15 protein-coding genes are annotated in these 15,337 nt (G+C 43.0%); 6 read left to right on the forward strand and 9 right to left on the reverse strand.

Annotated elements, in window-relative coordinates; all coding sequences use genetic code 11:
* Positions 1-107 precede the first annotated feature (107 nt).
* Positions 108-1,067 (reverse strand): chemotaxis protein CheV, encoded by a 960-nt coding sequence (locus EYS00_RS04300; RefSeq protein WP_130635330.1) that lies wholly within the window; start codon positions 1,065-1,067, stop codon positions 108-110.
* 331 nt (positions 1,068-1,398) lie between these two features.
* Here EYS00_RS04300 and EYS00_RS04305 point away from each other — a divergent pair, with 331 nt between their 5' ends.
* From EYS00_RS04305 to EYS00_RS04315, 3 genes are all read left to right on the forward strand, one after another.
* Complete coding sequence (locus EYS00_RS04305; RefSeq protein WP_130635331.1) at positions 1,399-2,994, forward strand: isocitrate lyase; 1,596 nt, start codon at positions 1,399-1,401, stop codon at positions 2,992-2,994.
* 271 nt (positions 2,995-3,265) lie between these two features.
* Positions 3,266-4,210 carry a LysR family transcriptional regulator gene (locus EYS00_RS04310; RefSeq protein ID WP_130635332.1) on the forward strand — a complete coding sequence of 315 codons (945 nt, stop codon included), beginning with the start codon at positions 3,266-3,268 and terminating at the stop codon, positions 4,208-4,210.
* A 101-nt stretch (positions 4,211-4,311) separates the two neighbouring features.
* Positions 4,312-6,495: a malate synthase G gene (locus EYS00_RS04315; RefSeq protein ID WP_130635333.1), complete on the forward strand. Its 2,184-nt coding sequence runs from the start codon at positions 4,312-4,314 to the stop codon at positions 6,493-6,495.
* An 82-nt stretch (positions 6,496-6,577) separates the two neighbouring features.
* Here EYS00_RS04315 and EYS00_RS04320 read toward each other — a convergent pair whose 3' ends face one another.
* The 6 genes from EYS00_RS04320 to EYS00_RS04345 all read right to left on the reverse strand — a co-directional run bounded on the left by EYS00_RS04320 (position 6,578) and on the right by EYS00_RS04345 (position 11,377).
* Positions 6,578-7,594 carry an NAD-dependent epimerase gene (locus tag EYS00_RS04320; RefSeq protein ID WP_130635334.1) on the reverse strand — a complete coding sequence of 339 codons (1,017 nt, stop codon included), beginning with the start codon at positions 7,592-7,594 and terminating at the stop codon, positions 6,578-6,580.
* A 14-nt stretch (positions 7,595-7,608) separates the two neighbouring features.
* Positions 7,609-8,712 (reverse strand): nucleotidyltransferase family protein, encoded by a 1,104-nt coding sequence (locus EYS00_RS04325; RefSeq protein WP_130635335.1) that lies wholly within the window; start codon positions 8,710-8,712, stop codon positions 7,609-7,611.
* On the reverse strand, positions 8,705-9,586 hold the full coding sequence (locus EYS00_RS04330; RefSeq protein ID WP_130635336.1) for an HprK-related kinase A: 882 nt from the start codon (positions 9,584-9,586) through the stop codon (positions 8,705-8,707). Before EYS00_RS04330 ends, EYS00_RS04325 begins: the two co-directional genes overlap by 8 nt.
* Positions 9,579-9,785 carry a hypothetical protein gene (locus EYS00_RS04335; protein ID WP_130635337.1) on the reverse strand — a complete coding sequence of 69 codons (207 nt, stop codon included), beginning with the start codon at positions 9,783-9,785 and terminating at the stop codon, positions 9,579-9,581. The genes EYS00_RS04330 and EYS00_RS04335 overlap by 8 nt, the downstream gene beginning before the upstream one ends.
* Positions 9,785-10,360, reverse strand: coding sequence for a hypothetical protein (locus EYS00_RS04340; RefSeq protein WP_130635338.1), 576 nt, complete (start codon positions 10,358-10,360; stop codon positions 9,785-9,787). Before EYS00_RS04340 ends, EYS00_RS04335 begins: the two co-directional genes overlap by 1 nt.
* 210 nt (positions 10,361-10,570) lie before the next feature.
* Complete coding sequence (locus EYS00_RS04345) at positions 10,571-11,377, reverse strand: serine protease (RefSeq protein ID WP_130635339.1); 807 nt, start codon at positions 11,375-11,377, stop codon at positions 10,571-10,573.
* Positions 11,378-11,517: 140 nt separating this feature from the next.
* Here EYS00_RS04345 and EYS00_RS04350 point away from each other — a divergent pair, with 140 nt between their 5' ends.
* Genes EYS00_RS04350 through EYS00_RS04360 form a run of 3 tightly spaced genes read left to right on the forward strand, consistent with a single transcriptional unit; the run spans position 11,518 to position 13,412 of the window.
* Positions 11,518-12,273: a YdcF family protein gene (locus tag EYS00_RS04350; RefSeq protein WP_130635340.1), complete on the forward strand. Its 756-nt coding sequence runs from the start codon at positions 11,518-11,520 to the stop codon at positions 12,271-12,273.
* A 1-nt stretch (position 12,274) separates the two neighbouring features.
* A complete protein-coding gene (locus EYS00_RS04355) occupies positions 12,275-12,874 on the forward strand; it encodes a hypothetical protein (RefSeq protein WP_130635341.1) in 600 nt (199 codons plus the stop codon).
* Positions 12,795-13,412: a GNAT family N-acetyltransferase gene (locus EYS00_RS04360; protein WP_165399301.1), complete on the forward strand. Its 618-nt coding sequence runs from the start codon at positions 12,795-12,797 to the stop codon at positions 13,410-13,412. Before EYS00_RS04355 ends, EYS00_RS04360 begins: the two co-directional genes overlap by 80 nt.
* Here EYS00_RS04360 and EYS00_RS04365 read toward each other — a convergent pair.
* Positions 13,372-13,974: an acyltransferase gene (locus tag EYS00_RS04365; protein ID WP_130635343.1), complete on the reverse strand. Its 603-nt coding sequence runs from the start codon at positions 13,972-13,974 to the stop codon at positions 13,372-13,374. The genes EYS00_RS04360 and EYS00_RS04365 overlap by 41 nt on opposite strands.
* Positions 13,974-15,182: a TIGR03087 family PEP-CTERM/XrtA system glycosyltransferase gene (locus tag EYS00_RS04370; protein ID WP_130635344.1), complete on the reverse strand. Its 1,209-nt coding sequence runs from the start codon at positions 15,180-15,182 to the stop codon at positions 13,974-13,976. The genes EYS00_RS04365 and EYS00_RS04370 overlap by 1 nt, the downstream gene beginning before the upstream one ends.
* Positions 15,183-15,337 lie beyond the last annotated feature (155 nt).

The following is a 15,337-nucleotide window of genomic DNA, read 5'->3' on the forward strand; positions in this document are numbered from 1 at the left end:
TGTGCCCGATTTCAACTATCAATCCGCTTACTCCGATTATTTTAAGATACTAGGAGTTTAGATAAAAGCAAAAGCGTTAAAACAACACTAATGTAAGAGCATCAAAATTAACTATTTTTGTTTGCTGCCAAATACTCTCTTAAACGTTCCTGAGCCACATCAACGAGCATATCAGGCTGAAACTTTGAGATAAATCGGTTGCATCCAACTTTCTCAACCATGGCATCATTAAAGCTACCACTTAAAGAGGTGTTTAATGCAATAAACAAATCCGACATTCTGGGGTCATTTCTCACCTCTGCCGTTAAGCGATAGCCATCCATTTCTGGCATCTCAGCATCTGTGAACATCATTAAAATCTCATCGCTTGGTCGTTTGCCCTCATCCGCCCACGATTGTAAAAGTTTGAGTGCATCGGCTCCGTTCTTGCGTTCAATAATAGAAATACCCAATTGAGCCAATGTATCTCGAATCTGTTTTCTTGCAGTGCCTGAGTCATCGACAACCAGTATTTGTTTACCCGCGAAATAACCAGAGATTTCCTCATCTAATACTTCGTCTGAGATCTTGGTATCGTAATCAATGATTTCTGCCAGAACTTTTTCTACATCAATAATTTCAACTAACTCTTTACTGCCTTGAATATCAATCTGAGTAATCGCGGTGAGGTAGTTTTGTTTACCAATACTATTCGGAGGTGGCTGAATATTGTCCCATGAGGTATTCACTATACTGAGCACTTGCCCGATTAAAAATCCCTGAACGGTCCTATTGTACTCAGTAATAATCACGTTATTTGATTCAGGAGCCTCACCAGAACCTCGAATTTTTATAGCTTGTCGCAAGTCTATAATCGGTATTGCACTGCCTCGGTAATTCATTACCCCTTTCAGGTTTTTGTGGGACCCAGGCATGCTGTTCAAGGTTGGAACACCGATAACTTCTTTTATCTTGAACACATTCATCGCAAAAATGTGACGACTACCAAGCTGGAACATTAACAACTCAAGACGATTTTCACCGACGAGTTTTGTTCGTTGATCGACTGAGGAGAGTACGCCATTCATCGCTTGAATACACCGTATAACAATTTCATAAACACAGACCTAATAATCCGACTTCACTCATATTTAAAGAATAATCCAAAGCTTACATACATATTGCGGTTTTTACATTGTCCATTGTGCTAAATATGCACGGATGAAGCGTTACGATAAATTAACCCTAACGGGGTATCTCATCGACAAAACCATTCACATAAAAAATGACCACAATCTAAAATATATATTTTTATTATTTTACTCTCACCTCTAGGATGAAATGGAGTTCAACGAAACGCACCAACGACGTTTCGAACAGTACAGTTAACAAACACTATTATAGTCGGGAGAGACGCTCATGTCGCAATATCAACAAGACATTGATAACTTCGCTACTCTAAAAGCAGCACAAAAAGGTACTTGGGAAGGTATTAATCCAGAGTACGCTGCTCGTATGAAGATTCAGAATCGTTTCAAAACCGGTTTAGACATTGCCCGTTACACAGCAAGCATCATGCGCAAAGACATGGCTGAGTACGATGCAGATTCATCGCAATACACACAATCACTCGGATGCTGGCACGGTTTCGTAGGGCAACAAAAAATGTTGTCAGTTAAAAAACACCAGGGCACAACTAATAAGAGCTACCTTTACCTCTCTGGTTGGATGGTCGCTGCATTACGTTCTGAATTCGGTCCATTGCCTGACCAATCAATGCACGAAAAAACTTCTGTTTCTGCGCTTATTGAAGAACTATATACTTTCCTGCGTCAGGCAGATGCCCGTGAGTTAGGCGATTTATTCCATAAACTAGATGATGCCAAAGCCAACGGTGGCGATGTTGCGGCAATTCAAGCTGAAATCGACAATTACGAAACCCATGTTGTTCCAATTATCGCAGACATAGATGCAGGTTTTGGTAACGAAGAAGCAACCTACTTGCTTGCCAAACAAATGATTGAAGCAGGTGCTTGTTGTATCCAAATCGAGAACCAAGTTTCTGACGCTAAGCAATGCGGTCACCAAGACGGTAAAGTTACCGTTCCTCATGAAGATTTCTTAGCGAAAATTAATGCGGTTCGTTATGCTTTCTTGGAACTGGGTGTAGATGAAGGTGTTATCGTTGCTCGTACTGACTCACTAGGCGCCGGTCTAACTCAGAAAATCCCAGTATCGACTTCAGAGGGCGACTTAGCGTCACAGTACAATGCGTTCCTAAAAACCACTACAGTATCGAGTGCTGCTGACCTTTCAGAAGGTGACCTAATACTCAAGCAAGGCGGTGAACTAGTGAAGCCAGAACGTCTACCGAATGGTTTATTCCGCTTTAAAGACAACACTGGTTTTGACCGTGTAGTACTTGATTGTGTAACTTCGCTACAGCACGGTGCTGACTTGCTTTGGATTGAAACGGAGAAACCACACGTTGGCCAAATCGCGGAAATGGTAAATGCTATCCGTGAACAAGTACCTAACGCGAAGCTCGTGTACAACAACTCTCCGTCGTTCAACTGGACACTTAACTTCCGTCAGCAAGTATTTGATGCGTGGACTGAGGAAGGTAAGGATGTTTCAGGTTACGACCGCGCTAAGCTGATGTCTGCAGATTACGATGACTCTGAACTTGCTGCGGCAGCGGATGAGAAAATCAAGAGCTTCCAAGCGGATGCTGCTCGCGAGGCTGGTATTTTCCACCACCTTATCACACTGCCTACGTACCACACTGCAGCATTGTCTACAGACAACTTGGCTAAAGGATACTTTGGTGAGGAAGGTATGTTGGCTTATGTGCGTGGTGTTCAGCGTCAGGAAATTCGCCAGGGTCTAGCGTGTGTTAAACACCAAGCTATGGCAGGCTCTGACCTTGGTGATACTCACAAAGAGTACTTCTCTGGTGACGGTGCTCTTAAAGCCTCTGGTGAAGACAACACGATGAATCAATTTGATGTATAAACATTAGTGCAAAGCATCTCCTAAAAAGAGCACCAAGTTGGTGCTCTTTTTTTATTTATCAGGCCCTATTCAGCACGGTTATTAAATTCTTTCCATAAAAATCAGACCCGTAAGCAATACACATCCATAAAAGCTAGAAATAGTTATTAAAAAACAATAGTCTTATACCTAAACAAGGTTAGTTTACTAAGACTAATCGCCTATCTGACAGACTAATAAAAACTCCGTATAATTGGTCTGTTAAATTTAGTTTATACAGAGCATTACAATAATGAATATAGCGAAGGTCGATCTTAATCTGCTGGTGTACCTTGATGTGCTGCTACGAGAAGGAAGTGTTACTAAAGCCGCGAATCAACTAAGTATTACTCAACCAGCAATGAGCAATGGCTTAAAGCGTCTTCGAGACTTATTCAAAGATCCTCTGCTAGTGCGAACCAGTGATGGAATGACACCAACCAAGCGCGCACTGGAACTTCAACCTATTATCAGAGATGTACTGAGTCGCTTAGAGAGTTCCATCCAGCCTGAAACCGACTTTGACCCGCTAACCAGTGAACGCACCTTTAGAATAATGACGAGTGACTACGCTGAGAGCACGTTATTGTTAGAACTAGTTGGCCGGTTAGCCAACCTTGCGCCCAACATTACGTTAGACTTGATCACACCAAGCGACGTGACTTTCCACGATGTTGAACAAGGTAAAGTGGATATGGCGATTAATCGCTTTGATGAACTCCCTTTGTCTTTCCATCAAAAAGTAATTTGGTACGACACCTTCAGTTGTGTAATGAGTGCTGACCACCCGCTTGTAGAAAAATGTGACTTAGAACGCTACCTAAATGCACAACATATTTGGGTAAGTAAGACGGGCTTTGGTGTTGGCGTAGGTATCGACCCTAATGAAGTACAAAAACTGGGCTGGGTTGACGCTGAACTGACGAAAATTGGTAAACAGCGTTCTATTCGTGTGTTTACTCGTCATTATCACGCTGCCTTACAGATAGCAAAAACGCAACAGCTTATCGCAACGCTCCCCACGAAAGCAGCCAAGCTGTTTTCTTACGATCCTGAAGTCGTGATCACCGAACCGCCGTTTGATATTCCGCCGATTGCTTTGAAAATGGCCTGGAGTGCGTTACTTCATCACGATGCAGGTCATATTTGGTTACGTCGATTGATCAGTGACGTCGCAGCTGAACTGGGAAGTCAGTAGTTAAATTCACGGAAAATATGGCAAACATACAAACCATAAATTAAAAAATTACCCCTATACTCTCTAGAATAGTGAGTGAAACATAATGTATAGGGGTAGTTATGCAAGGATATATCACACGGGGCCGCCTTCAGGTAGCCGACATACTCGATTCGTTCATCAACCAGCAGGCGTTGCCTGATAGTGGTGTCTCACCTGACGCGTTTTGGCAAGGTGCTGAATCTCTCTTTGCCGACTTTATCTCTGTCAATCAATCGCTACTTGAGAAGCGAGATGCTCTTCAAGCTAAGATTGATGAATATCACAAAGCAGGTAAACCTGTATCTGGCGAAGGTTACACAGCGTTTCTTACCGAAATAGGTTATCTTGTAGAACAGCCTAAAGAGGTTGCTGCAACGACCACCAATGTAGATGCCGAAATTGCAACTATGGCAGGTCCTCAATTAGTAGTACCTATTAATAATGCTAGATATGCACTAAATGCCGTGAATGCTCGCTGGGGCAGCCTCTATGATGCGCTCTATGGTACTGACGTTATTGAAGCTGACGGCGGCGCTGAGAAAGGCACTTCCTACAACCCTGTTCGCGGTGCAAGAGTTATTTCTGCCGCCAGAGACTACTTGAACACTCTGATCCCTCTGGCTCAGGGCGATCACCGTAACAGCGTTTCTTACACTGTCGAAAACGATGAACTCGTCATTGAATTGGAATCTGGCGAAAAAGTACAACTGGCAACCCCTTCTCAGTGGATAGGCTATACAGGAACCACTGAGGCACTCATATCATTGCTATTTGTTCACAACGGGCTGCATTTCGCTATCCAATTTGATGAAAACCATCCAGTGGGTAAAGCGGATCCAGCGCATATTAAGGACATTGAGGTTGAGTCTGCATTGACCACTATCATGGACTGTGAAGACTCAGTAGCAGCGGTTGATGCTGAAGACAAAACCCTCGTTTACAGTAATTGGCTCGGCCTTATGAAAGGTACCTTGAGCATTGAGATGAAAAAGGGTGGTAAGACACTCACTCGCTCGATGCATGAAGACAAAAACTACCTTCCTTCCAAATACGCTGATGACACTTCACCAATAACACTGTCGGGCCGAAGCCTAATGTTTGTGCGTAATGTTGGCCACTTAATGACCAATGATGCCATGTTGTTCGATGGGCAACCTGTCCCAGAGGGGATTATGGACGGCTTAGTGACATCACTTATTGGTAAACACGATTTACTCAACAACGGCTCGTTCAAAAATAGTCGCCAAGGCAGTATTTATATTGTTAAGCCAAAAATGCACGGCCCAGAAGAAGTGGCTTTTGCTGATAAATTGTTTGCTAGCATAGAGAAGATCATCGACGTCCCTCAAAACACGCTAAAAATGGGTATTATGGATGAGGAGCGCCGTACCAGCGTGAATCTTCAAGCGTGTATCAATGAAGCCAGAGAACGCGTGGTATTTATTAACACTGGCTTCCTCGATCGCACAGGGGATGAAATACATACTTCAATGCTTGCCGGCCCATTTGCTGAAAAAGCAAAACTCAAAGCTCTACCTTGGATAAGTGCTTATGAAACGTCGAACGTGGCGGTAGGTCTGCGTTGCGGTTTGTCAGGTAAAGCCCAAATCGGTAAAGGTATGTGGCCGATTCCTGATGAAATGAAAAACATGATGACGGCGAAACAAGTACATCCAAAATCTGGTGCGAATACCGCGTGGGTGCCCTCTCCCACCGCCGCAACCCTGCATGCACTTCATTACCACCAGATCAATGTTTTCGAAGTTCAGCAAGGTTTGGATGCAGCCTTCGACGGTCTTTCAGATATTCTCACTATTCCACTACTACCGAAAGAAAGTGAGTTAACTCGTGAAGTCATTGAACGTGAAATCGACAATAATGTACAAGGTATCTTGGGCTATGTAGTTAGATGGGTGCATCAAGGTGTTGGATGTTCGAAAGTACCAGATATCAATAATGTCGGACTCATGGAAGATAGAGCTACGCTGAGGATCTCCTCTCAGCATATCGCCAATTGGCTTGAACACAATATTGTTACCAAAGAACAAGTTGAAGCGTCTTTACGCAAAATGGCCGTACTGGTAGACGAACAAAATCAGAGCGACCCTGAGTATATCGCCATGGCTCCCGATCTTGACAAGTCCATCGGATTTCAAGCAGCGTGCGATCTAATATTCCTTGGTAAAGAACAACCCAGTGGTTACACAGAGCCTTTACTACACGCTCGTAGAAGAGAAATGAAAGCAAAGTTAGCAAGCATGTAATTTAGCGCTTCATCTAATTACCCAAACAAAAACGGCCAGTGATCTGACATCACTGGCCGTTTTCTTATTTGCAAGATAACTGTTAGATGTTGTAGTAGCCTTTATACCACTGAACAAAAGCTTCAACACCATCTTCAATTGATGTAGTTGGCTTATAGCCCAAGTCGTTCGTCAACGCCTCTACATTAGCATAAGTATCTGGAACGTCTCCTGGCTGCATAGGAAGCAGATTTTTCTTAGCTTCAATACCTAACGATTTTTCAAGCGTCTCGATGAAAGATAGCAAATGAACTGGCGTTTGCGCACCAATATTGTAAACGCGATACGGCGCTCGGCTTGTTGATGGATTAGGTGACAATCCATCCCACGATTCATCCGGTTGTGCATTGTTGTCGAGCGCTCTGATCACACCTTCGACAATGTCGTCAATGTAAGTGAAGTCTCGTCGATGGTTACCATAGTTGTAAACTGCAATTTCATCACCGGCGAGTATCGCTTTGGTAAATTTAAACAAAGCCATATCTGGACGTCCCCACGGGCCGTAAACCGTAAAAAAGCGCAAACCAGTGGTAGGCAAGTTATACAAGTGGCTATATGTGTGAGCCATTAGCTCATTGGCTTTTTTAGAGGCCGCGTAAAGGCTGACTTGATGATCAACATTATCCTTTTCAGAGAACGGCATAGATTCGTTCGCGCCATAGACTGAACTCGAGGATGCATACACTAAATGCTCTACGTTATTGTGACGGCAGCCCTCTAGAATATTGATGAATCCAACTAGGTTAGAATCGACATACGCATGTGGATTTTCCAGAGAATAGCGAACACCAGCCTGAGCAGCTAAATTCACTACCTTATCAAACTTTTCCTCTGCGAAGAGGGCTTCCATTTTTGTACGATCTTCCAGACCCATTTCAATAAAGCTAAATTGACTGGCGTAGGCTTTATCTTTGATGTTTGCAACACGTGCTTCTTTGAGAGAAACCTCGTAATAATCATTGAGGTTATCTATGCCGACAACAGTATCACCGCGCGCAAGTAAATAATGTGAAACTGCTGCACCGATAAATCCGGCAGCGCCTGTTACTAGTACTTTCATTATAGTTCCTTATACTACAGCCTATCCCTGTCCGATTTTAGGAACACATGTTTTCCAAAAATCGACTGGATTATTGTTCGGCAGCTCTTTATCGTTATGTGATAGGTTAAAACAAACAGCGGCATCTTCATCCAGTGACCTCGTATCTCTCCAAGCCACTGATTGAATAACAGCTCTCCATCCGCCAACAACGGATGTTTAGGTAATGTCAGCCGTTTTAAGAGTTTCAACTCGCAAATAGAAATATTTTTCAATTCCTCATTCACAGAAGTTTCGACAGACAACGGTAACTTTATATTAAAGTGAATCGATAAAAGGTGGAAGGCTAGAATACATTCTTTTTTGAAGCCGTGCTTTTCTGTAATCTCCAAAACATCAAGGTAAAACTCCTGGGGCTGGGAGTAAGAGAGCAAGTAAAGATCGGTCATATCTCTAAATGCTGAAGACATATCTTCATTAAACAGTAAGTGAATTGCACTGTGAAAGAACATCGCAGACTCGGTCAACACCGAAACACCATCATGAGTTGCACTGTACTCATCGACGAATGCTCGGGTATCTATCCCTCTCCCTGATATTATCGGTACTAGGTTGTGATGTATATCCAATACAGTACCTCTCGAGCCATGCTGCATAGGCGGTATTTCGTGTGCCCACTTTCTGTAGTACATCTCGTCGTAGTCTTCTAGCGCTTTGCGCTTCCACCCCACTACAGCTAAATATTGCTCAACGTTAACGAGTGTTTCTTTGGGTACTAATAGGTCAATATCACTATACACTCGACCTAAGCTTGCTGCATTGTCAGTGACAGAATAAGCAACACCTTTCAAAAACACGACAAAGTCAGCCATGTTACCCAACGCTCTTGATAATTCAGCAGCCTCTTTTTTAGCTAGCTCGTTTTGTTTTCTACTCACAATCCTTGCGTTAATAAAATGTCGTAAGGCCTCTGGAGGAACGCATGTTGCTAGTTGCGCCCTTTCTAGAATGTCGTAAAAACGCGCTAGCATTTTTTCTTTGCGAAGAATGAATACTAATTCATTCCAGTCAGTCAGTGAAAATGTCTCAACGTGTTCAGGAGAGACGATAAGTGTAGCGATGTCATTGGCACTAAACATCGACTTTGCCCCTGACTACTTCATCAAGAAAAGCACTTACCTCATTCATGTCATTGTAATGAATCTCGAAACAGGCGCTTTTCTCAACGATGTCTAGCATAGTTCGAACACCCACTTCTCCCATGAGGTTGTGATTAAATGCGTTGTGCGTCAGACCTTTAAAGCACGCTGCTTTGTCTAATTGATAAATATCCAAGAAACAAGACGGATCGTATTTTGGAAACACAACCCCCACCACTTCAGCAGGTTCTTGCGAGGCTGATACGGAATACACACTGGGTTGCATGTGGACAATATCACCTTTATGCGTCTTCGGAGCCACAGGTGAAAGATAAACGTCAGGAAACCAAGCTTTCACTAGCTCTATAGCATTGTTTTTTAAGCATACTGGCCTAACGAATGGCGTTACCCTACAAGTCGCCGGTGATATTAGAGCCATTTCATCAGACAGTAAACGCCATCCATGGTGAGAAAGATACGCGGTAAGAGTACTTTTCCCTGATCCCGAAGGTGCTGGAAGTATCACGGCCTTATCCCCCTTCGCTAGCACCGCCGAGTGCACTATGACGTAGCTAAACTCATGTGTTGCGACAACCCAATTTAGTCCCCATTCGAGCAACGCATATCCCTGGCTCTTATCAAGTGGTTTGAAAGGCTCTTGCCCTTCACTTAAAAAGCGAGCTTGCGGCTTGAACATACGCCGTAACCCTGTGGTGTTAAGAACACTCACATTATAATCGACATATCCTTCAAACTCGGTACTCTCGACGAATCGGTTCCCGTAAATACACTTCGCGACGTCTCTAACGTACGAAAAACTCGTCTCTACGTTGAATGCAAATGGAGCACAATCGAGCACAAAAGAGCTAGTCACTGGTTAAAAACCCTTTGCTAATAAGTACCGATTTAATGCTTTCAGAGACAGACTTTATCGTTGGATAGTCACTGCTAGTGTCATGCGTGACAACACATTCACTCACATCAACAATAATAGATTCATCAGTGTAGGTGTTATAAAAGAGTACGCCGCTGGCGTCACCGAACGAATATACAATGACGCCCTTTTTAACCATCACAAAATGGTATAAGAAGATGGGTTTTCGATGATACTTGCTAATTGATATGCCGAATTTGCAGGGTTTGAATACGTTAATTCAATAAGTTTGCTGGCATAGGAATAAGGAGAACTAAAACTACCATCTTGGACCACTGGATAATAAATATTGCCTTGCCCGCTCATAACTGCGTTTAAAAACATAGAAATACATAGTCGGTTGTAGTCAGCATATCCAGCATAGCGGGAACTGTGTAGGTCCATTATCTTGTATAAATAATTGTTAAACGTATCAGCGTGATAGTATGAGAAGGTATCGTGATATTTGGCTTTGTATGCCCTTACACCAAAAACGTCTTTGAATCGCTTATATCTGTATTCGTAAGGCATATTGTAGCGCCAATAATCTGGGCCTTCGAGGTTGTACTGGACAATAGAATTTGCATCAGAGCCATTGCCAGAAGCCGCAGCAGAAGCAGTCACTGACACACTTGCCCAAACCGACTTCGTGGGTAATGAGACTGCCGCAGTGCCAGCAAGCGCTTTCTTAACGAAACTTCGGCGACTTTGATTTTGGCGATTATTATTTTCCATAGGTTCCATATCGTCACAACTCGAACAGCGCTCAGGCTGCTAAACACGATTCCAAATGATACAACGCCTCAGCCGATGCAAAGTTCAAACCATTTATATAAAACACTGATTTATATAGACAAAAGCAGATACACAAAACTTCTCTGTAAAGAATTCAGACAGTTAAAAAAACATTAAAAAAACACACCAGGTACACTTTCATTAATGGTTTTAATGGGGGGGTGCCTTTACACGTTCGAGTAACTTGTGCACATGTACTACTGGTATGGCATAACTGATTCCGGTGGGTGTGCTTATTGCTGATTCTTTTCCAGCAACCACGAATACCTTGTTAATTACTCCAACAATTTCTCCGGTCTCGGGCCGATAAATAGGACTGCCAGAGTTACCAGGATATGCTGTTGCGTCTAACTGATAAATTAAATCTGGATTCTCCAATCGAGATAACATATCAGCAGTAAGGCGCTGGGTTTGTGTCGTTGGTATAGCATCCGGTGAAACCGACGCTATGTATCCACGATGGGTTGACGCATATAGTCCTAGTACTGCACCTAAAGGATAACCAGTAAGGGCAATCTCTGTGCCAGCGGGCAAAAGGTCTCGTTGAGCTAAATTTGCACTCGGCAGCGGTTCCTGAATACGCAACAATGCTAAATCATGCTGTGGATCGATTGCCTCAATGGTGGCTTTTAACGTTTTTACTGATTTTCCCTGTCCATGGAGCACCACATAGTGTTCAACCACAGTAGGATCCAACAACTCATCTACCACATGGTGATTGGTGACTACCCATCGACCATCATCAATAACAAATCCAGTTCCTCTCATCTGGCTACCAGATTGTTTCAATGGGCTATACAAACCGATAGCAACCACGGATGAAGAAACTTGCTCAACGGTTTGTACAAAATTGTAACTATGCGCTAATGACTTAGTGGTAAACCCACAAAAAACAGCAACGAACAGAAAAAGAGTGGTTCGTAATGCAAGATGAAATCGAGCCAATTCAATACGCATGAAGCTTTGTCCTTACACGGAAAAATGCCGTAATAGGAAGAAGTGATAAGGTTAATTCTAAAGTGCATCATGTTAATCATCAACAAACATAGTAAGCCGTGATACTGTACGTATCAGAAAATCAAGGATCTACGTGATTGATGGATATTGTAAAATTTATCGTAATCTCGCTAACTTCGCCCATCGTGCTGTGCTTTTTATTGTGCGTCGTAGGACTTCTGTGCGGTTTTGCAGGTAGTGTAAAACTCAAAAAGACGATGATGACACTCTCGCTGTGTTGGCTGGCGCTATGTTCCCAACCTTACTTTAGCGATTTGTTACTGTACCCCCTTGAACATAAATTTCCCCAACCAACGCTTGATACCAAAACAGACTATATACACGTGCTTGGCTGTTACTATGATACCGCGGGAGCGATGACCGAAATTAGTCGTTGGTCTGAATGCTCTTTACAAAGAAACATCGAAGCATTTCGTATTTACCAAAATACAGGTAGTAAAATCATAGTCACGGGAGGCAACTTTTTATCGGATAAAGAGGTCAATTATGCAGAGCGTGCTGCTGATTTTTTGTACTCTCTGGGAGTTAACCCTAGTGACGTCGTGATTATCTCGGAAGGTAAAACAACGTCTGAAGAAATAGAACGCATTTTAACAAGGTTTCCACATGCAACTTTGGGTGCAGTTTCTTCGGCAACCCACTTAACTCGACTCAAGATGATGTACCAACAGCATGCTTCCCCGGTAGTACTTTTCCCTGTTGACTACACAAGCACTGGTGAGCTCGTCCCCTCGCTGAAACTGCCTTCAACATCAGCATTAATCGGTGTTCAAAAGGCACTTTACGAATACCTGGCCATCGCAAAGTACAAACTAATTACTGTTAGAGAGAGTTAGCGTGACCACTCAGAACTGTCTTTCTGCGCCACATCAACATATGGCGATTAAAAGCCGCCAAGTAGACGGCTCTTTTGAATTAAAAATGCTTTACGACGCGATGAATATGCAAGTATCAGAGTGTAATCCATTTCTTAATTATCATTGGCAGCAGAGTTGGGTAAGCACCCTAGCACGTCCGATCACGCTTTTAGAGTTCTGGCTAGATGAGACACTTGTTGGATTTGCGTTTTTGGGTGTAGTAGAGAATTCGCGCTTTTCATCTATCAAGAGAGTGCTACTTAATCAAACCGGTAAGCATCGCTACGACCAAGTATGGATCGAATTTAACGACATTATTTGTCATGACGAACACAAAGAACGATGCGCATCACTGCTTTTGACTTATGTTTTTGAGCAAAATAGCTACTTTAGGTTTGAAGCGTCGTATCTTAGTGAAACAACTCACTGGCGCAATGCCGCATTAGCCTTGGGTTTAACCTTTGACGAGTCTCACGTTCCTAGCTTTGAGCACGTCTTTAGTGAAAACAGTATTGAGAGTGCATTCTCTTCCAATACCCGCAGTCAAATCAGAAGAGCAATTAAAAAACGTCACCAGTGAATTTGGCGAGCTATCTATTTCCGCAGCAGTTGACAGTGAATTAGTTAATGACTTTCACGCACTGGGCGCTCTGCATATTTCACAATGGGGAGAAACCCCCGAAGGCAGCGGGTTTCAAAACCCTGCATTTGTGAAGCATCATGAAACAATACTCAATCTCGCGCCTTCCAGCGTAGAAATCCTCCAAGTTCGTGCAGGTGATACGCTCGTTGCTTATGGTTATTATCTAATACACAATCGAAGGGCCTATTTTTATTGTTCTGGCATCAATTTCGATATTGCGACTAACTCAATAAAACCCGGTTACCTATTACACTATCTGGCCATGTGTCACTTCTCGGAGCAAGGTTTGCTCTCCTATGATTTTCTAGGGGGGGACTATCGATACAAGAAAAGCTTGAGCAACCACAATTACGACTTTACGACAATGACGTTTTTCAGCTCGAGTCCCGTGGCAAAAGTATTAGAAGCGGCTAACAGAGTGATCAAGAAGTGCACTAATCTGATGGTATCTTCTCATCAAAACGAGAGCGTATAACTTTCGCAGGGTTCCCCGCTACGATAACATTGGCAGGAATATCATTGATAACCACTGCACCTGCGGCAACAATGCTTCCCTCCCCTACATTTGCCATAATCAAAGCAGTATTACCAACCCAACAATTATCGCCTATTGAAACTTTGGTAAAGGCACCGCCTTGGGATTTAATTGGCGTATTAGGATCAGAAAAATTGTGCTGACCTTTGCCACTCATGATATGGACTCCGCTACCAAGTAGCGTATTTTCTCCGATAGTACATTTACCGATATTACATTGAGGACCAATGTATACCCCTTTTTGAATCTCAGTATCTTGCTGAGAAAAAAGCGTACCAAAGCCGACAATTGCATCTGCAGAACAATGTGTTAACGCGAAACGATAAAAACCAGAACGCAAGTAGCTTCCCGCTTTTCCCGGTAATAAACTTAAAAACTGACTAAACGTTGCCAGCATCGAATCTTTATTAAACGCAACCGAGAACAATTTATAAAGAATGGTGAATGGCAACATCACAATAGCGAACACAGAGAACAGCACAACTTTGAGCATCGTTTTCATCAGTTATTCAAAGCCTCTTCTAACGGTAACAGTTGGTTCTCCCAACTATAAGATGCCGACAAAGCATTTAGTGCTGCTTGCCCTTTTTCTATTCCAGCGACTCGGTCTTCCATTGTTTGGATACAAGCCTCGATGAAGCTCTGGGTGTCATCCACGATCCACATGGTCGTTGGGCCTGCAAATGAAATTCCCTCTGCCCCCATTGACGTAGTCACAATGGGTAGGGCGCATGCAGCGGCTTGAAGTACTTTGTTTTGTACCCCCCTAGCAAGGCGAAATGGTGCCACAAAAGCGGTCGCTTGATGAAAATAGGGTAGAATGTCATCAACGAAACCTGTTACTTCTATATTGGGGTCGTTATCACCCAAGGTTTGAATTTCTTGAGTTGGGTTCATACCCGCAATGGTAAACTTTGCGTCAGGATACCTAAGTTTTATTGCCGACCAACAATGCTCTACAAACCAAACAACAGCGTCTATGTTAGGTTTGTAGTCCATTACGCCAGTAAACAGATAACGAGGCGATTGAGCGTCATTGGTGCTGTCAGGTGGATAAAATGAAGAAAAATCTAAACCATTCCCCAAAACGGTAACTTTTTTTGCCCGTGAAACTTGAGTGTTAAACAACTTAACCTCTTCCTCTGCAATGAGAAAGGTAGCTTCAAACTCCTCGCAAGCCCGTCTTTCTAAATATCTAATGCCCACACTTTCTCGTTTGTACACCCAATTCATTGGCCAACGAGAGTTGTCGCAATACTGAAGCCATTTATCTGAGTCGACATCCATCATATCCATAAATAATCGACATTGTCTTCTCTCATAGGCAACAGAGTTAAAAACATAGTATCCAAGACTAGACGCAGAAAGAAACATTACATCAAAACGCCCACTCAGACTCTCATCGATGTAACGTTGCAGTGAGGGACTATAAAACGCGCCCACACTGATGGGTTGTTGATTTAACAATGCCCATGCGTACTGAACTGGCTTGCTGCGAGTTCGAAAAGGAATAACTTCGATACCACAAACTTCTGCTAGTGCTTTTGCATTATCGCTTTCGGCATCACCGTCACACAATGACAGCACGGTCACGTTATGCCCTAGTGCCAGTAGCCGCTCAATTTGGTGGAACGTCCTTAGTTTCTCTCCCTTATTCGGGGGATAAGGCACACGTTGAGATACCACACAAATAGTTAACTTCTTCGCCATTCAAGCCTTCAAATAAAAACACAATGTCATGTATGCCCATCATAGTAATGTAAATGCCTTTTCATCGTCAAAATACATTGCGTCATGGGATTTTTAATGAATACATTGGTTTAGTTTCAAAAGTCAGTTAAAGTAATCCTGCGTCCTCGCTATCA

This window comes from Alteromonas sp. KUL49 (assembly GCF_006538345.1).
In the GTDB taxonomy this organism is placed as follows: domain Bacteria; phylum Pseudomonadota; class Gammaproteobacteria; order Enterobacterales; family Alteromonadaceae; genus Alteromonas.